Source organism: Hymenobacter wooponensis (genome assembly GCF_004745865.1).
Taxonomy (GTDB): domain Bacteria; phylum Bacteroidota; class Bacteroidia; order Cytophagales; family Hymenobacteraceae; genus Hymenobacter; species Hymenobacter wooponensis.
The window spans coordinates 155742-173400 of the sequence record NZ_SRKZ01000002.1; the positions used below are offsets into that span (position 1 = coordinate 155742).

Here is a 17659-nt window from a genome sequence, read left to right on the forward strand (position 1 = left end):
GTGATAAAACGAAGCGCGACTACTGGCCTACGCTTAGCTCAGCTTGCTGAATAAGTTGAGCCATTTTCCTGAACGATGTGTAGCCAGTCAGGTTTTTGTTACGTAGGCCACCTGGAAACCTACTTGCCTTTCCTGGCCTATTCACCGGACGTTTGGCCGGCAACTGCCCCAAATCATGTACGCCGCCTCACTGCCGCTTCGTGCTCCTGCCCACACGCCTCTGCTCTCGGCTCGGCTCACGTTACGCCCTTACTTACCCTCCGACCAAGCCGCGTTCTTCCAGGTAATTGACGAGGACCGCCCACGCCTACGCCCTTCTTTTCCCAGCCGTGAGGCTAGTGTAAAAAGCCTTCCTGACGCGGCTAGCGTTCTGGCCATGTTTGAGCAAGATTGGGCGGCAGGCCGCTTGTATGTGTTCGGTATTTGGCACACTGAGAGCCACGCTTACCTCGGCGACATCAGTCTTAAACCCAACTGGACGTCCCCTATCACTGCTGAAATTGGGTACTACCTTGCGGCCGCGGCCGAAGGCCACGGATACGCCCGCGAAGCCCTGGCGGCGGTAGTGCCCTTTGGATTTGAAACATTGGGAGCTGCCCGGTTACTTATCCGATGCCGGGCGGATAATCCGCGTAGCTGTGCCGTGGCTGAGTCGGTAGCCTTTACTCCTTTGCCACCGCGCCCTCGGCTGCTTCAGCCCTTCTCCAACCGCTCTATTCTGTATTACATTCGGAAGCAGCATGAAAGCGCCTGAATTCCGTAGGCCTGCCTTCAATCTTGATGCTAGCTAGTTTGATTCATGACGCAACTTCTTGAGCAAAAAGCTCTGATTGAAGTTCATGTATAGGGCAAAAGAAAAGTCAAACAGGCCGTTATTGAGGTCGTAGAGTGGCTCAAAGCGGGTAGTCAGGATGAGGTTGCCTGGCAGCCGGTAGTCGCGCCATACGCGCAGAATCAGTAGTTGGCGCTGCTTCTCGGTGTAATCTGGGTCGGCCGGCGACACGGATATGGAGCGGTACAGACGCCCACCTAGGGGCGAGATATAGCCGTTACCATGCCAGTAGGCCACTTGCAGAGTGGATAGCCGCGTGTCGACTCCGGCATTAAGGTACAGTCCTGTGCCACTCTGGAACGGTAGCTCCTTGGTGAAGGAGTAATCGTGGAAGTAGGTTACGTAGGCGTCAGCATGCACAGCAGACACAAAGTTGTACGGTAATGCCCGCCGCACTCGTAGGCCAGTTGCCACGTTAAACAGGGTTTGTAAGGGCTTGTCAATCGTATCAATTTGGCCCCCACGATGGGTAGCAGTAAACTGAAACGGCACTCCTACCAGCCACCCCGAAGAGTCGTTAAGTACCCGGTGTTCTGCCGTTAGTCCGCCCGCTACCTCTTCCTGAAAATTACTGTAGCGGTACTGTTGCCGCTGCCAGTTTACCCACGCGTCTAAATTGGTCCGCGGCGACTGATATAAATATTGGGTTCCCTCTTCCAGCCGGTTGGTAATAACCCGCTCAAAGTCAAACATCGGCTCAATGTAGCCGTGGTACAGGTTGCCTTGGATGTTACCAAACAACAGGCTGTGCCGCCCCTGCTGATACTTTACGGTAAACAACGGGCGCACTTGGCGCAGCCGCGGGGTGCCATAATCCTTCCACAGGAATATGCCGGCTTCCAGACGAAGATTGGCCGAGGGGAAGTACACAAGCCGTGGCGCCAGCTGCGCCCCGAAGTAGGTCAGGCCCGGATCAATCTTGTTGAAATACTCATTGTCTTTGTTAAACAAGAAGCCCTGCACATCAAGCCGGAGCTGGTGTTCGTATGCGGGGCCTACGGGCAAGGAGTGCGTGAAGGCGCGGTTATCTAGCTGACCCAAACTCTGCCCTGTGCTGCCTAACCAGGCTACCAAGGTCAGTATCAGGGAGGTATAAATCGAGCCTTTTCCTAAAAATTTTAGCACAGAAAAAACATCCTAAAACCGACGAATTTTTTTAGCATTGTGGGCACAAAATATAGCTCAGCGGCGTTACCATGAGCCGGCCCGAAAAGGGGCTGGCAGTGGAGTATCGCTAGGCCACTCGCCACATTGTGCGAGCCAGCCAAAAGGGCTACATTCACCAAACCTAAGAAGCATTTCTCAATAACCCCCTCCTATATTAGTATGGCTGCAACCACTGACAAGGCCGTCAACGCCAACGCCGAGAAAATGAAAGCCCTCCAGCTGACGCTGGACAAGCTGGACAAGAACTACGGCAAAGGCACCGTGATGAAGCTCAGCGACAACAAGGTGATGGACGTCGAAGTCATCAGCACCGGTTCGCTGGGTCTGGATATTGCCCTGGGCGTGGGTGGCCTACCCAAAGGCCGCGTAGTGGAAATCTACGGCCCAGAATCGTCGGGTAAGACGACTCTGACCATGCACGCAATTGCCGAAGCTCAGAAGAAAGGCGGCATCGCAGCCTTCATCGACGCCGAGCACGCTTTCGATCCGCTGTATGCGAAAAAGCTGGGCATCGACACGGAAAACCTCTTAATTGCTCAGCCCGACAACGGAGAGCAAGCCCTGGAAATTGCCGATCAGCTGATTTCCTCTGGTGCCATCGACATCATCGTAATTGACTCCGTAGCTGCTCTGGTGCCGAAAGGCGAACTGGAAGGCGACATGGGTGATTCGAAGGTTGGTTTGCACGCTCGTCTGATGTCTCAGGCACTGCGGAAGCTCACCGGTACCATCAACAAGACCAACTGCCTTTGCATCTTCATCAACCAGCTGCGTGAGAAGATTGGCGTAATGTTCGGCTCTCCCGAAACCACCACGGGTGGTAACGCCTTGAAATTCTACGCTTCGGTTCGTCTGGACATCCGTCGGATCGGCCAGATCAAAGAAGACAAGGACAACGTTACCGGTAACCGCACCAAGGTGAAGGTGGTGAAGAACAAAGTAGCTCCTCCCTTCAAGGTGATTGAGTTCGATATCATCTACAACGAAGGCATTTCGAAAGTAGGTGAGATCCTGGACCTGGGTGTTGACATGGGCATCATTGCCAAGTCGGGCTCGTGGTTCTCGTACGATGGCAACCGCTTAGGCCAGGGCCGCGAAGGTGTAAAAACCATTCTGCAGGACAACCCTGAGCTAGCTGATAAAATCGAGGCTCAAATTCGGGCCATGGTGAAAGGTGAGCCGGAAGCTGCTTTGGCTGCTATTCCCGAAGACCGCTCCATGGACGACGACGAAACCGTTGACCTGTAAGCCACCTGCGCTTCGCAGATTGAAAAGCCCCGCCGATAATTCGGTGGGGCTTTTTTTGTTGTATATTTTGCTTGTGTGAGTCAGCTAAAACCATTCTTAGTGAGCTTTCCGTACAGACGTATCCTTGCCCTGACCGAATCCATTATCTTTGCTGGCATCGCATTTGAGAAGGCATCGGCTATACCTTATCTCGCCGCTATTACATGACTCGCCGCTGGCTCCTGTTTCCTTCGCTACTTCTGCCTTTAGCGGCCATGCTAACGGCTTTCGGGCCTTCCGACGCGACACGTACCATCAGTAACCACAGTTTCGCTAAAGGGGAAGTACTGCAGTACAAAGTACACTATGGCCTAATTAACGCAGCCGAAGCCACAATTGAGCTGGCCGATAATATTCACCGTGTAAATGAACGCCCCTGTTACCGGGCCACCGTTACAGGACGTACTACCGGCTCCTTCGATTATTTTCTGCGCATTCGGGACACGTGGCGGTCTTACATCGACACGACTAGCATCTTACCCCAGCGCTTTTTCCGCAATATTGAGGAGAAGAATTATCGGAAGCAGGAAACCGTAGACTTCGATCATCTCAAGGACATGGCCTCGGTCGAAAGTCATAAGCGGGATAAGAACAACGTGAAGCATGGCACCTTCAAAACCCCGAATAACGTTCAGGACATCGTCAGTGGCTTCTACTTCCTGCGCACTCTCAACTACGACCAACGAAAAGTTGGGGAAGTAATCAAGGTGCAGGGGTTCTTTGACGAGGAAGTCTTCAACATGGATGTGATTTACAAGGGCCGCGAAACAGTTGAAACCAAGGCAGGCGCCATCCGTGCCATTCGGCTCGTCCCGAAAATGCCCGACAATAAACTCTTCCGCGGAGAAAACGCCGTTTCGGTATACCTCTCCGACGACCGTAATAAGATTCCGGTTCTGATTCAGGCGGAGTTGGTTTTGGGGGCCGTAAAAGTTGATATGTACAAGTATCAAGGCCTGCGAAACCGTCTGAATCTGGTAGCTAAAAATTGACTTTGCTTAAAAGCGACTCCGCCTGGGTCGCTTTTTTTTTGCCTTACATTTCAACCTCCACCGTATGGATTTCACCGAATCGCCCTGGCACCCAGCAACCTCCTGGTCGGAATCCGATGAAACCACTGCTGTTGCTACTGCCCCACGCAAACTTGTGGCCGGCGGTAATGAAAACGTAACACGCCGCGCCCGTCGGCCGGCGGTACTTTTGAACTCGCGCATTCTGTTTTACCCTAAACCGCCCCGCTCCGTGCAGCCAACCGCCAACCCCAACGCTTACAAGATCCTGGTAGTCGATGATGATCCTGATATCGTCGAGCTGCTGGAGTACAACCTGCGCAAGGAAGGCTACGAGGTGGCCTCCGCTCCTGACGGCCGCAAGGCCCTGGAGGTAGCCCCGCAGTTCGGCCCCGACATCATTCTGCTTGACGTAATGATGCCCAATCTGGATGGTATTGCGGCCTGCCGGCAGCTCCGCGAGATGCCGAAGTTCAAGGAGACGTATATCATCTTCCTGACAGCCCGCGCCGAGGAGTTTTCGGAAGTTGCCGCCTTCGAGGCCGGCGCCGATGACTTCATTGCCAAGCCCATCAAGCCCCGCGCCCTGATGAGCCGCCTAGCCGCCTTCGTGCGCCGCGACAAAGACCCCCAGGTCCAGACCGACAGCATCGAAATCAACGGCCTCAAAATTGACCGCACGGGGTTTGCAGTGTACCAGGAGGGCAAGAAAATCAGCTTGCCTAAGAAAGAATTCGAGCTTCTAGCCTTCCTAGCCGCTTCCCCCCATAAAGTATTCGGCCGCGACGAGCTGCTGCAGAACATCTGGGGCAACGACGTATTTGTGCTGGCCCGTACTGTGGACGTGCACGTGCGTAAAGTCCGCGAGAAAGTCGGCGACCATCATATCCAGACCATCAAGGGAGTGGGCTACAAGTTCAACATTGACTAAGCTCCCGTCATAGCTCTCAACTTGAAAAAAGGATCTTACCTGCTTGAACGAGCCACTGCTAGGCCAGTCGTTCAGGCCGATAAGATCCTTTCTTCATAACGTTGGGTAGCTACTTTTGCTCATTACCACTAGCCTTTTGCGCCTTTACTCAGAGAATGAACCTCTCTTCCCGTACCATTGCCATACTCCTGTCGTTGCTGGTGGCTACCATTCTCAGCCTACTAGCTTGGCTAGGCCCCTCACTGCCGCTGCGGGAAGGCGTGCTGGTGGCGGGCATTAGCATTGCCGCGTGCTTTCTGCTGCTCTACCTCATGTTTGAGGCGCTGATTTTTCAGGAAATCAACAACATCTACGAAGGGCTAGAGCACATTAAGCGCAAGGAGTTTAGGCGCATGTCGAACAAGTTTCTGTTTCGGCCGGAGCCCCTCAAGCGCATGCGCGACGAGATTCTGGACATGGCCCAGCGCAAGCAGCAGGAAATTGACGAACTGAAGCGCCTGCAGGTGCTGCGCCGGGAGTTTCTGGCCGACGTATCGCACGAGCTGAAAACCCCCATTTTCGCGGCTCAGGGTTTCGTGCACACCATTCTCGACGATGACGACGTGGATGAGTTTACGCGCAAGAAATTCCTGCAGAAAGCAGCCTCTAGCCTTGATGCGCTGGATGCACTGGTACAAGACCTGGTCACGATTTCGCAATTGGAAAAAGGTGTGGTGCGCATGCGCCGGCAAAACTTTGATCTGGTGCAGCTGGTACACGACATCTTTGAGCAGCTGGAGCTGAAGGCTGCCCGGCGCAACGTACAACTGGCCCTGTCGCCCCCGGAGTTTCCGGCAGGTGGCCTACCCGTGCTGGCCGACCGTAACCGCATCCGTCAGGTATTGATCAATCTTATTGATAATGCCATTAAGTACGGCCGGGAAAACGGCCATGTGACGGTAGCTCTCGTGGAGAGCGGTAAGAACATCCGTATCAGCGTCCGGGACGATGGGGAAGGCATTCCGAAACAACACCAGAACCGCATTTTTGAGCGCTTCTATCGCATTGATAAAAGCCGCAGCCGGGAATCGCGGGAAGCCGGCGGATCTGGGTTGGGCCTCGCCATCAGCAAGCACATTGTGGAAGCGCATAAGTCAACCATTCGGGTGCAGAGCGAGCTAGGCCAGGGTACCACGCTAGAGTTCAAGCTTCCTAAGCCACGGGCTAAAAGCCCGACTGTAGCAGCTGAAGAGGCCTAGAAGCCAAGCTGCTTGCTTTGGCCGCCTCAGTTGCCTTAGTTCCTAGCTAGAATTTAGAAGTACCTTTGTAGCTCATTATGAAGCTACCTGAGTTCAAAGACCTGATTCTGTTCGAAGACGAAGACTACGTCGTCATCAACAAGCCCCCATTTCTGGCTACCCTCGACGAGCGGTTCGGCGGTGCGCCTAACATCCTACGCCTAGCCCGCGAGCACTACGATGATATCCAGGCCTGCCACCGCTTGGATAAAGAGACCAGCGGCTCGCTGGCGCTAGCCAAGAACCCAGCGGCCTACCGCCACCTGGCTATGCAGTTCGAAGACCGGCAGGTAAAGAAAATTTACCACGCTGTTTCGTGGGGAGTGCACGAGTACGAAGGCCTGGAAGTAGACCGCAGCATCGAAACTACCACCAAAGGCAAAGCCCGACTGGCCTACAAGGGCAAGCCCGCCGTTACCCTGGTGCGCACCCTCGAAGCGTATGCTCGCCACACCTTACTGGAGTGCCAGCCCATTACCGGCCGTATGCACCAGATTCGCTTGCACCTGGCCTACTTGCAAGCGCCCATCGTTGGTGACACGATGTACGGGGGCGACAATTTCTACTTGTCTTCGCTGAAGAAGAAGTTCAACATGAAGCAGGGTGAGGAGGAGCAGCCGTTCATCAAGCGGTTTGCCTTGCATGCCCGCCAGCTTACCTTCAGCCTGCTCAATGGAGAGAAGGTAACTGTGGAGGCCCCTTACCCCAAGGACTTCCGGGTATTGGTGGAAAACCTCCAGCAATACCGCTAGAGCACACTACCATATAAGCGCCCCTTCTCAATTGAGAGGGGGCGCTTGCTTCTTACACCCTGTTCTAGCCCTATTGACTAGTTGGAGCAGTAGGTGCGTAGAGTAACGCGTAGCCGCGGTACACGGGGTAGCGCGCCAGCACCTTTCCTTGGGCCGCTGCCAGCTGCGCAGGTCCCTCGTCTTCTCGGTCATATACCAGCCAAATGCGATGAGCACCCTGCTGCTGCAAGGTGAGCAGGCCGTAGGTAAAAGGGTCCTGCTTAGTCGGCAGCGGGCCTGCTTCCTGCAGGGTTAGACCAGGCAGTGTAAGCCGGGGCGTGTGCTCCTGGGTATAATAGCGAGCAACCGGTGCCACGTTGTAATACGCAAACACCGCATCGCCGGGCTGCTGGTGCTGGGCCACAACCTCCAGGGCGGAGCGCACATCAGCATAATCACTCTGAAATGGTTTGCCGAGGTAGCGCAACTGCTGCTGATTAGCCAGTACCACCACTGCCAGGGTAGCTATTGTCCAAGCTGCCCACTTGTGCCGCTGCCCCAACCACTGTGCCCCATAGCCCAGCACTAGCAGCAACAACGGCAACATAAACAGCACTAACCTCGACATGAGGGAGTAGTAATGTAGGGCTGAAGCAGCCAAGCAGGCAGCTATTGGTAAGAGCAACACACAGGCTAGGAAATGCTGACGCCGTAGCAACTGGGATAGGCCTAGCGGAAAGCAGATAATGGCTAGCCCCGCCGCCAAAGCAGTTTTTCCCACCGTTTTATTGATCAATTCACCTAGTTGCTTCAACAGCAGCTGCACATCTTCCGCGCTGCGAGGCGGGAAAGCCAGAAACATTTCACGGTGGTACTGCTGCAGATAGTCCGATTCCACGTTAGTCTGCAGCAGGAGCATGTAATACACACCGAAGCAAACTAGCCAAGCTAGGCCAGTCCCCAGCACCCACCCTATTGCCCGCCAGTCTTGGCGCTGCCAGGCCTGTAGCAGGTACCACAACCCTATTCCCGCCAAGACAAATACCGATGGCATAGAAAACCAAATGCTCACGCAGCCTACTAGTACCCACACGCCAGCCTCACGCGCCCCGAACCGGACGCGGCCCACGTAATAGGCCACCTCAATCAGGGCCAGCGCGGCCAAGCCGTCGGTAGCGTACTGCTTGCAAACGGTGCCATAATCAACGAAAACCTTCCCGAAGGCCATAAAGCCCAAGGCAAACACTGCTACCGGTGGAGCAAGCCAGCGCCGCGTTTGGCGAAAGAACAGGCCTAGCGTGAGCATACTTGCCAGCACTGGCACCAGCCGCACCGATAGCTCATTGTTGCCAAACAGGCCTAGGCAGCCTTTCACCAGCACGGAAAACAGCGGCGGTGAATACTGCTCGTAGTCGAGGTTGCGAAACAGGCCTAGGAAAGAACGCTCAGTAAAGTTGCGCAGTAGGTTGGCTTCGTCGAGATATAAAGAGCGCTGTTGCAGCCAGATTACTCCGCGTAGCACCAGGCCAAGCGCTAAAATTGACCAGGCGACTCGGCGCCACCAAATGGCTTGCACAGATACAGCAGAAGAGGCTGGCGTACTAATGGGCTTCATAGGCGGCAAAATCGGGCCGCAAGGTAAGCGCTTTCGAGAATCAGCCCGAAGCCGCCAGTAAGTGTTTCAGGGACAATTATTAGAGCATAGCTTTGAATATTCGAAGGAAGGCGGTAACTTTGTGTCCGTTTTTCCCGAACCCGTGTTCGGTTTCTCCTCATTTCCAAACGCTTATCCTCCTCCCCAATGGATCATCTGAGCTTCAAGACGGTATCCGTCAACAAAGCCAATGCCGACAAGGCCTGGGTTGTGGTTGATGCCAGTGTTGCGCCGCTGGGCCGTCTGGCCAGCCAGATTGCCAACATGCTGCGTGGCAAGCACAAGCCTAGCTTCACGCCCAACTCCGACTGCGGTGACAACGTTATCGTTATCAACGCCGACAAGCTGCGCGTAACCGGCAAAAAACTGACCGACAAGATTTACATCTCGCACTCGGGCTACCCAGGCGGTCAGAAGCGCATCAACCTGCGCGACAAAAAGGCTAAAAACTCGGCCAGCGTAATTGAGCACGCAGTAAAAGGCATGCTGCAAGGCAACCGCCTCGGCCGCGAGCAATTCCGCAACCTGTTCGTGTACGCTGGTGCTGAGCACCCCCACGAAGCTCAGCAGCCCAAAGCTGTTGAACTCACCAACCTCTAGGCCACTTCGGCTCCCCAATTTTCTAACTCATTCTATTAATGGAAATTTCCAACACCTCTGGTAGAAGAAAAACCTCGGTGGCTCGCATCTACATGCAAGCCGGGCAAGGGAATATCACTATCAACGGCCGGGACATGAAGACGTACTTCGGTAACGAACTCCTGGAAAACATCGTGAACCAGCCTTTGGCTACTGTTGAACAAGTTGGACAGTACGACATCAAGGTAAACGTGCGCGGTGGTGGCATCTCGGCTCAGGCTGAAGCTATCCGTCTGGCCATCTCGAAAGCCCTCGTAGGCGACAACACGGAGGTTCGCCCCGCGCTGAAGAAAGAAGGCTTCCTGACCCGCGACCCGCGCATGGTGGAACGTAAGAAATTCGGTAAGCGCAAAGCTCGTCGTTCGTTCCAGTTCTCGAAACGCTAATCTTCCAGAGGAACCCCTATCATGGCTCAGACCACCACTTATAAAGAACTGCTTGACGCCGGTGCCCACTTTGGTCACCTTACGCGCAAGTGGGATCCGAAAATGGCGCCGTACATCTTCATGGAGAAGAACGGCATCCATATCATCGACCTCAACAAAACCCTCGTTTCGCTCGAGCAGGCGTCTGCGGCTATCCGCAACATCGCTAAGAGCGGCCGTAAGGTGATGTTCGTGGCAACCAAGAAACAAGCGCAGGAAATCGTAACGGAAGAGGCTAAGCGCCTCAAAATGCCGTTCGTAACGGACCGTTGGTTGGGTGGCATGCTCACCAACTTCACCACCGTGCGCAAGTCGTTGAAGAAAATGAGCACCATCGACAAGATGGTGAAGGAAAACACGGCCTACGCCGCCCTCGCAAAGCGCGAGAAGCTGATGATGTCGCGTGAGCGTGAGAAACTGGAGCGTGTTCTGGGCGGCATCGCCGACCTGAGCCGTCTGCCCGCTGCTCTATTCGTGATTGACGTGAAGCGTGAGCACATCGCCGTGAAAGAAGCCCAGAAACTGGGTATCCCGGTGTTTGCTATCTGCGACACGAACTCGAACCCTGAGCTGGTGCAGTTCCCAATTCCTGCTAACGACGACGCTTCGAAGTCGATCCAACTCATCGTTGGGGTGATTGGCAAAGCTATCGAAGACGGCCTCTCTGAGCGGAAAGTCGACAAGGAGGATGCCGACAAGAAGCAAGCTGAAGAGGAAGGCATTCAGGAAAAGCAGAACGCTGACGAATAGTCTGCCTGTTCATTGAAAAAAGGGAACATGCGAAGCGCTCGGCTCCGATGTTCCCTTTTTCTTTAACTGCCCGATGCTGGTCTAGGCCACTACTCGGGACTACGTAAGATAACCCTCACACCCTCATATACTCTCACAACAATGGCAGCAATTACCGCCGCAGACGTGAATAAGCTCCGCACCATGACTGGCGCGGGCATGATGGATTGCAAAAAAGCTCTGACCGAAGCCGAAGGCGACTTCGAAGCCGCTCGCGACATTCTGCGCAAGCAGGGTCAGAAAATCGCTGACAAGCGCTCAGAAAACACCACGTCGGAAGGCCTCGTGCTGGCTGCTGTTAGCGAAGATGGCACCAACGGCAAACTGATTGCTCTGGCTTGCGAAACTGAGCCCGTTGCAAAAGTTGAAGACTTCAAGAACCTCGCTCAGCAGATTCTGGATACGGCCGTTAAGACCAACGCCGCTACCAAAGAAGAGCTGCTAGCTGCTCCCCAGGCTGATGGCCGTTCGCTACAGGACCACATCACGGACCTGATGGGCAAAATCGGTGAGAAGCTCGACGTAGTGGCCTACGAGAATGTAACCGGCGAGAAGGTTGCTTCTTACATCCACTCCGACAATAAGAAGGGCGTTCTGGTAGCCATGAAGAACGTAGGCGGTGCCGACGTAATTTCGGTTGGCCGCGACGTTGCTATGCAAATCGTAGCAATGAAGCCAGTTGCTCTTGACAAAGACGGCGTTGACGCTGCTACCATCGAGCGCGAAATCGAGATTGGCAAAGAGCAAGCTCGTTCAGAAGGCAAGCCAGAGGCTATGCTGGAGAAAATTGCTCAGGGCAAACTCAACAAGTTCTATAAGGAGAACACCCTTCTCAACCAGGAGTTCGTGAAGGACAACTCAGTTACTATCTCTCAGCTGCTCGACAAGACGTCGAAAGGTCTGACTATTTCCGAGTTCAAGCGTGTCGCCATCGTAGGCTAAACCACTCAGAGAGTAACACAAAAGAGAAGCCCCGTCGGCAATAGCCGGCGGGGCTTCTCTTTTGTTGTATTTATACAATTCTACTGTTCAGCTTAGTTATCTTGTTGTATAACATCTCTACTATTCCCAAACAGAGAATAAAATTATGTTTCCTATATATTAACTCAGATACAGAGGAGCTTACAAAAGCTATTATTGCTTTTGTATAAATTAATAATATTTAATTTATATCCCAAAATGAAGACACATCTGTTACTTTCGAAGAAAATAACACGTCATAGAAATTTATTTAATCTTAAAACCAAAGCACTTTATAATGCGTATACCCCCTTTAGACGGGCATAAATACTATTTCATCTAAAATGGGATAATATAAATTATCTGTTATTCAAGTATATACACTGTTTCCTTTAAATATTCTATATCACCTTTGTATACGCTCTAAGACCCGGACTCCCCTCGTGTCTTGTACCATAAACTACCTTTTGCATGAAACTAAGTGCTAACCCTTTTCACCCGACCACGGGCGACTTACTCCCGGCGTATCGGGACGCGTACTTACGCGGTGACTTATCAATTGAGAATACAGAGGCGGTCGACGCCTACATGAACACCAACAGCGCCCAGGCGGATGCCATCCTGCGTCGGTTTTACGAACTGAAGAACCAGGGCCAGCAGGTGCGCCCGGTTGGCTGGGTCCAGCGCCAGTTCGAGCTGATTCGGACCGAGCCACAGCGGTTCCGGCAGCGGGCGGCAGCGCTGCTGGTAGGCAGTGCCCTGCTTGGTGGTGCCGTGTTTGCCGGCACGAACACGCCCACTACGCCAACCGAAAACTTCCCTATAACGGCTGATGCTACCGTGGCTGAGGCCGAGGCGGCTGAAGCACTGGCAGCTAACGCAACGGCTGTACGCGTGGTGACCATGCGCGGCCGCATCTTGAATGAAGACGGCAAGCCGCTGGTAGGCGCTACCGTATTAGACCGCGCTAATCGCCGCGGCGTTTCGACGGATAAGGATGGCAATTATGCTATCGTAGTTCCGGCTAACAAGGCTACGCAGCTGCAGTATGCCTACGCGGGCTACAAAGAGGAAGAGGTACTTATGAATGGTAAGAGCAGCTACAACGTGACCCTTTTACCTCGTACCACTGCTAAAACGAAAAAGCACCATTGGTGGCAGTTTTAAGTAGCTTGCCCAGTGGCAAATCTTCTGCTATTTCTATTACATGACTATTCCTTTCCTCAATAGAGTCCGCATCCGCCAAATTACGGTAGGCACGTCCAATGAGGCAGGTGTACAAGCCCGCACAATTTTAGAAAAGCTCCTGGCCGAGATGCCGGAGCTGCTACTCACGTGCGTGGTAGAAGTGTCATCCGGGCGGGTGTTGGCTTCCTATACCAGAGAGGCCCACCTCAACCCCAATCAAATCAGTTTGCGGTACGCCAAGCTACTGCAGCTAACAGCCAAAACGCTGGCTGCGCAGCAGATTCCGGGTGGCCCCTTAACTGATATTACCGTGCTGCTGGAAGACCAGTTTCACACCGTCTGGCCCCTGCCTACTGGCCAGTGGTACTGCTTCGTGGCCGTACGCTTTGCTGATGCCAACCTGGGCATGGCCCGGGACGTGTTGCGCCGCCATACTGCTTAAATCAGAGTAATTACCCCTTTACATCATTTTCATCATTTCCCATGGCTTCGCCTAAACAAACCGTTAAAGAAATTCTGGAAGAGCTGCCCACCCTGTTGGCTGTCGCCGTCGTAGAGACCGAGACCGGCATGCCGCTGGCTGCTCACTCGAACCTGTCTGATTTCGACATTGACACTGCTGCTGCCTACAACACGGAGGTCGTAAAGCAGAAACTGAAGGCCATCAAGGCGCTCAACCTGAACCAGACGGTACAAGACATCCTGCTCACCCTCACCGACCAGCTGCACCTGATTAAGCTGTCACCCACCGGGGACAAATTCATCTACCTGGCCGTGAACTCGCGCGACACGAACCTGGCCGTAGCTCGCCAGATCCTGAAAGGCCAGACGGCCGTGCTGGCCTAAACACTCGCGCTAGCGTATGGAAAAGCCCCACCGGCCGCTGGCTGATGGGGCTTTTTGCTTTATTTGCATGCTATGAATGACAACCGGAAAAACGCTTATCGTTACCTGTTATACTATTTCTTGCTAACAATAAGAACTACCCCGGTGGCCACACAGCCAGTATGGAATCAGCAACAGCTGCTGTCGCATAGCTACTATGCTGGATCCGTTGCCTATTTGCTTCATACCCTTGCCTTGGCTGCTGCAACTGACTTTGAACACTTTGATGAAAACGCTTTTTGGTCAAGTTTAAGCCAGTTCTCTATTAACAATCCGGCTATAAACCTGGGTGATTATCCGACAGTATGTACAACCAGGTTAGCTGAGTTGGATCGGTAAGCTATCCTCCGCTCATCTTTATGCGGTAGGCCCGCACGCGCGCTTCCGCATTCTGCCGGATGTTGTAGTAAAACAAGCTGTAATCGGCGATGTGGAAGGAATGGCGCAGTTCGGGGCGGCCGGGCAGCAGGAAGCGCGGATACCCGTCGCGGATAGGTTTATGCACCCATAGCAGGCCGTTATGCACCTTGGCATCTACTACGCGGGTATCGCGGCGGTTGAAGGTGCTCGGAACACCACCAAGGTTCAGGCGTGCTTCGGCGGTACTAGTATCACGCGACCAGGTGAGCGGATTCGTCACCACGCTTTTATTATACGCAGCGTACTCCTGCCCCCAGTCGGCGGTATTCCAGGCTACGTAGCAGCCCGTTTGGGTTGAGTCTTCGCAGGGCCTTACGATCTGAAACATCTCTTCGGGCACATTGAACCCAACTAAGTAGGCCGCCACCAACTGATGGCGCAGTTTCGGGTCGTGGTCGAAAAAGTCTTGCAGAATATGCGTGAGATGACGGGTACCCTGGCTATGGCCCGCCAGAATAATAGGGCGACCGTGGTTATAGTTATCGAGATAGTATTGAAAGGCCGCCTTAACGTCGGTGTAGGCCAGGTCGATGGCTTCTTCTCCGTTCTTCGTTTTTTCATCGAAGAACGAGTACAGCGTAGCCTGCCGGTAGCGGGGCGCGTAAATGCGGGCTGTGCTGTTGAATACAGATGCCTGCTTACGGATAGTAGTGATATCCGTGAGGTGGTTAATGGCGGTATTATGCAGATCAGCGTTCCAATGCCCCCGCCCCAGGTGCGTAGTAGGGTGCACGAAGAACACATCCACGGGAGCATCGCGCTGACGGTCGCGGAGCAGCGTACCGAGCGGTACAGCATCTGCTGAATCGAGGCGGTCGGGTAAGGCGGCCCAGTTATCCTCCATCCGGTAATCTGGTGCTTCTGAAACGTCTTTGGCCGGAGCAAACTGGTGACTGGGGCGCAACACTCCCAGGCAAGAGCTCAACAGCAGTAATAGCGGCACCAGCAACGTTCGGTGCCAAGCGGTATAAATAAACACAGCGAGTAAGATCGAGGAAGAAAGACCTAGGCCTGTTGCACAGTTGCGCGACAGGCCTAGGCAGATAAAGTCAATCGTAAAGTTACTCCGTGAAGGTATTCTCGAGGAGCTTTTCCTGACGCAGGTATACGATTTTGAAGTTCTTATCGAAGCGCGCCCGCACCTGCGCCCGGGTTTGCTGGTGCTTTTGCATAGACTGCCGCAACGACTGAATTTTCTCGATATAAGTAGCCACCCGCGAGCCATCATTGACGGGGGGGCTAATTTTCAGCGTGCCGGGCTCAATCTGGTTCTGCGCTTCCAAGAACTCAGGGAAGTAGCTTTTCGCCAGCTCATCATTGATGGCGGCCGGAGAAGTATTCTGCATAAGGTAAAACCGCTCTACCTGAGGGGCGAAGTACGTGCTAGCGGCAAAAGGCGCCGCTTGCATATCCTCATAGAACGAATTCAACACTCCCTGAATACGCGTTTGGGCGGCGGCCTCTGTAGTAGGATCAGGAGTAGTGACGGGCGCAGTGGCAGGTGTGGCGGCAGGCGTTTGCGCAGCGGCCCCAGCGGCCGTATCTGCGGTAGAAGCCGGGGTAGGTGGCACTACCGGGGCCACCCGAACAGTTTCGGGAGCTGCGGCAGGCGGTAGGTCAATCTGCTCAGCTTGCGGCCCGGTTTCGGGACGCGTGGTGAGGGTGTCGGCTGCAGTAATGGTCGTACTCGTTAACCGCTCCGATTGTTTGTTGCCCAGCATCAGGTAGGCCACTATCGCCAGCAAGGCCACAATACCGCCTACAATGAGCACGGTAGTTAGGGGGTTGTGCGATGCCGCATCGGTGGGTGGCGGAAAGGTATCGTCCTCCAAGGTTTCGTCAGCCGGGTACACCTCCGCAGGCTGCGGTTCGGCGGTAAAGGGGCGCGCTGTCTCCCGCGGCGGCAGAAACTCTGGCGCTGGTGGGGTGGGCGGCACGATGGGAGGTTCTCTTCTTAACGTGCTGGTAGGTTGCCCTACGGGCGGTAGCAAGGGGTCCTCAATGGGGCCACTGGTAGTAGAGGAGGCAGGAGCTATAGGCGGCACCGGTGGCCTAGAAGGCTCCGGAGCTGGCGTAGGCGGTGCTGAGTAGGTTGGGTAGATCTGGTCAGCTGCAATTACTGGGGGCTTTTCGGGAGCGGGGGGCTGCGCGGGAGCCGATGGGCTGGCATTTTCAGAGAAAAGCAGCTTGCGCTTCAGGGTTTCAAACTCCTGGGGGGTAATGGTGCCCGCATCCAGCCACTCTTTCAGTTGGCGCAGGGTGTCGAGGGGAGAAGGGTCTTTTTCCATGACAAGAGGCCAGCAGCGCTAGCACAAGGAGTTATTTACGGTCGAGGTTGGTAAGCCGGGCGCGGCGGCGCTCCACCTGTGCTTTACGCAATTCCAGCAGCCGCGCGTTGTCGATGAGCTTCACAGAGTCTTCCGCCGACTTGAGCTTGTTGTTGGCATTCTGTTGTTTTAGCTGCTCGATTTTGGTGAGGTTGCTTTGCGTGTTGGAAGCTAAGGAAGCGCGTTCCTTCTCCAGCTTCTCTTTCTCCTTCTCCGATTCCTTGAACTGCTTTTCAGCTTCCGCTATTTGCTCGCGATAGGCCTTTACGCGGGCGGCGGCGGCAAAGCTCTGGGCAATGTTGCGCAAGGAGCTAAACTCAGAGGGCGTGCCACCCGTGGTAATAAATGCATCGGGCCCCAGGGCCGCCCATACCGATAGTTCCGACACGGTATCGGAAGGAGCCGTAATGGTAGAATATAGATCAACCAGCTTGCCCGACACGCTAGACATGGGTGCCTGCTTGGCCACCAGAATATCTTTCTTGCCCACACCTAATACACCATCTCCCTTCAAGCGGATGTTGTAGGTGTCCTTGAGCCAGGCTTGCCAGAAGTCGCGGGTCCATTGGGCGGTACCTTCTACTTGCACCTTCACGGCGTCGCGCTCTTTGCGCTCAAAATTTACGCTGCTGTTGCGCGCATCATACAGCTGCGCCTGCACGGAAGCCGAAGTCAGGATCAGCGCCAAAAAAGCCAGTATGCCAGTCGAAAGACGATTCATAAACAGTAAAATCAAGGATACACAACCAAAAACGGTTATCAGATACCATGCCGGTCGAAGGCCGCCTGCAAGTCTTGCTGCATGCCCACAAAGCGCCGTACGGCGGCCTGCACAAATTCATCGTCCAGGAGCAAGTGCACATCTTCTTCACCGGTCAGATCCAACTCGCTCACCTTATAGGTTTGCTCAAAAGGGCCTTTTTCTAGCTTAATAAGGTACTTACCGTTCCAGGAGAAGAGCGTGATTTTGGCGTCGGGGTGCGGAATGATGGCTAACTGGCGCATAGCAAGGTCAGAAACATTGAGAGGGCGAAGATAGGTAGTGGCAGTTAAGCCATGAGAGCAAGCTCGACATAACAGCCTCACCGTGTTTGCGTACAGCCTTGTACCCCTCTCTCCTACTCTACCTTCCACCTT

General features: G+C 54.1%; 20 protein-coding genes. 14 read left to right on the forward strand and 6 right to left on the reverse strand.

The genetic code is table 11. From position 1 onward, the window contains the following. Window positions 1-175: 175 nt before the first annotated feature. On the forward strand, window positions 176-754 hold the full coding sequence (locus EU557_RS06805; protein WP_135529679.1) for a GNAT family N-acetyltransferase: 579 nt from the start codon (window positions 176-178) through the stop codon (window positions 752-754). Between the two features lie 33 nt (window positions 755-787). On the opposite strand, the gene EU557_RS06810 is transcribed toward EU557_RS06805, so the two are convergent. Further along, complete coding sequence (locus EU557_RS06810) at window positions 788-1906, reverse strand: hypothetical protein (RefSeq protein ID WP_135529680.1); 1119 nt, start codon at window positions 1904-1906, stop codon at window positions 788-790. A gap of 252 nt (window positions 1907-2158) precedes the next feature. Here EU557_RS06810 and recA point away from each other — a divergent pair, with 252 nt between their 5' ends. From recA to EU557_RS06835, 5 genes are all read left to right on the forward strand, one after another. After that, a complete protein-coding gene (recA, locus tag EU557_RS06815) occupies window positions 2159-3247 on the forward strand; it encodes a recombinase RecA (RefSeq protein ID WP_135529681.1) in 1089 nt (362 codons plus the stop codon). Window positions 3248-3450: 203 nt separating this feature from the next. Continuing rightward, the gene (locus EU557_RS06820) at window positions 3451-4278 is read left to right on the forward strand and encodes a DUF3108 domain-containing protein (RefSeq protein ID WP_135529682.1); all 828 of its coding nucleotides are present in this window, start codon (window positions 3451-3453) and stop codon (window positions 4276-4278) included. Window positions 4279-4528: 250 nt separating this feature from the next. Beyond that, window positions 4529-5227 carry a response regulator transcription factor gene (locus EU557_RS06825; RefSeq protein ID WP_245326226.1) on the forward strand — a complete coding sequence of 233 codons (699 nt, stop codon included), beginning with the start codon at window positions 4529-4531 and terminating at the stop codon, window positions 5225-5227. A 155-nt stretch (window positions 5228-5382) separates the two neighbouring features. After that, the gene (locus EU557_RS06830) at window positions 5383-6465 is read left to right on the forward strand and encodes a sensor histidine kinase (RefSeq protein WP_135529684.1); all 1083 of its coding nucleotides are present in this window, start codon (window positions 5383-5385) and stop codon (window positions 6463-6465) included. A gap of 77 nt (window positions 6466-6542) precedes the next feature. Continuing rightward, the gene (locus EU557_RS06835; RefSeq protein ID WP_135529685.1) at window positions 6543-7256 is read left to right on the forward strand and encodes an RluA family pseudouridine synthase; all 714 of its coding nucleotides are present in this window, start codon (window positions 6543-6545) and stop codon (window positions 7254-7256) included. Between the two features lie 70 nt (window positions 7257-7326). Here the strand turns inward: EU557_RS06835 and EU557_RS06840 are convergent, their stop codons facing one another. Then, entirely contained in the window at window positions 7327-8850 is a 1524-nt protein-coding gene (locus EU557_RS06840) for a glycosyltransferase family 39 protein (protein ID WP_135529686.1), read from the reverse strand. 186 nt (window positions 8851-9036) lie between these two features. On the opposite strand from EU557_RS06840, the gene rplM reads away from it, so the two are divergent. From rplM to EU557_RS06880, 8 genes are all read left to right on the forward strand, one after another. Further along, window positions 9037-9489 carry a 50S ribosomal protein L13 gene (rplM, locus tag EU557_RS06845; RefSeq protein ID WP_088844202.1) on the forward strand — a complete coding sequence of 151 codons (453 nt, stop codon included), beginning with the start codon at window positions 9037-9039 and terminating at the stop codon, window positions 9487-9489. A 38-nt stretch (window positions 9490-9527) separates the two neighbouring features. Continuing rightward, window positions 9528-9914 carry a 30S ribosomal protein S9 gene (gene rpsI, locus EU557_RS06850; protein WP_135529687.1) on the forward strand — a complete coding sequence of 129 codons (387 nt, stop codon included), beginning with the start codon at window positions 9528-9530 and terminating at the stop codon, window positions 9912-9914. A 21-nt stretch (window positions 9915-9935) separates the two neighbouring features. Further along, on the forward strand, window positions 9936-10703 hold the full coding sequence (gene rpsB / locus EU557_RS06855) for a 30S ribosomal protein S2 (protein WP_135529688.1): 768 nt from the start codon (window positions 9936-9938) through the stop codon (window positions 10701-10703). 141 nt (window positions 10704-10844) lie between these two features. Beyond that, window positions 10845-11684 (forward strand): translation elongation factor Ts, encoded by an 840-nt coding sequence (gene tsf, locus EU557_RS06860; RefSeq protein ID WP_135529689.1) that lies wholly within the window; start codon window positions 10845-10847, stop codon window positions 11682-11684. Window positions 11685-12173: 489 nt separating this feature from the next. Further along, a complete protein-coding gene (locus EU557_RS06865; RefSeq protein ID WP_135529690.1) occupies window positions 12174-12869 on the forward strand; it encodes a carboxypeptidase-like regulatory domain-containing protein in 696 nt (231 codons plus the stop codon). A gap of 40 nt (window positions 12870-12909) precedes the next feature. Continuing rightward, window positions 12910-13332 carry a hypothetical protein gene (locus EU557_RS06870; protein ID WP_135529691.1) on the forward strand — a complete coding sequence of 141 codons (423 nt, stop codon included), beginning with the start codon at window positions 12910-12912 and terminating at the stop codon, window positions 13330-13332. 41 nt (window positions 13333-13373) lie between these two features. Continuing rightward, complete coding sequence (locus EU557_RS06875; RefSeq protein ID WP_135529692.1) at window positions 13374-13736, forward strand: hypothetical protein; 363 nt, start codon at window positions 13374-13376, stop codon at window positions 13734-13736. Window positions 13737-13808: 72 nt separating this feature from the next. Continuing rightward, entirely contained in the window at window positions 13809-14114 is a 306-nt protein-coding gene (locus EU557_RS06880) for a hypothetical protein (protein ID WP_135529693.1), read from the forward strand. A gap of 1 nt (window position 14115) precedes the next feature. On the opposite strand, the gene EU557_RS06885 is transcribed toward EU557_RS06880, so the two are convergent. The 4 genes from EU557_RS06885 to EU557_RS06895 all read right to left on the reverse strand — a co-directional run bounded on the left by EU557_RS06885 (window position 14116) and on the right by EU557_RS06895 (window position 17527). Further along, window positions 14116-15174 carry a DUF3089 domain-containing protein gene (locus tag EU557_RS06885; protein ID WP_167855114.1) on the reverse strand — a complete coding sequence of 353 codons (1059 nt, stop codon included), beginning with the start codon at window positions 15172-15174 and terminating at the stop codon, window positions 14116-14118. Between the two features lie 82 nt (window positions 15175-15256). Further along, the gene (locus EU557_RS25415; RefSeq protein WP_167855115.1) at window positions 15257-16483 is read right to left on the reverse strand and encodes an SHOCT domain-containing protein; all 1227 of its coding nucleotides are present in this window, start codon (window positions 16481-16483) and stop codon (window positions 15257-15259) included. Between the two features lie 31 nt (window positions 16484-16514). Beyond that, entirely contained in the window at window positions 16515-17243 is a 729-nt protein-coding gene (locus EU557_RS06890; RefSeq protein WP_135529695.1) for a hypothetical protein, read from the reverse strand. A gap of 38 nt (window positions 17244-17281) precedes the next feature. After that, window positions 17282-17527: a hypothetical protein gene (locus EU557_RS06895; RefSeq protein ID WP_135529696.1), complete on the reverse strand. Its 246-nt coding sequence runs from the start codon at window positions 17525-17527 to the stop codon at window positions 17282-17284. Between the last annotated feature and the right edge of the window lie 132 nt (window positions 17528-17659).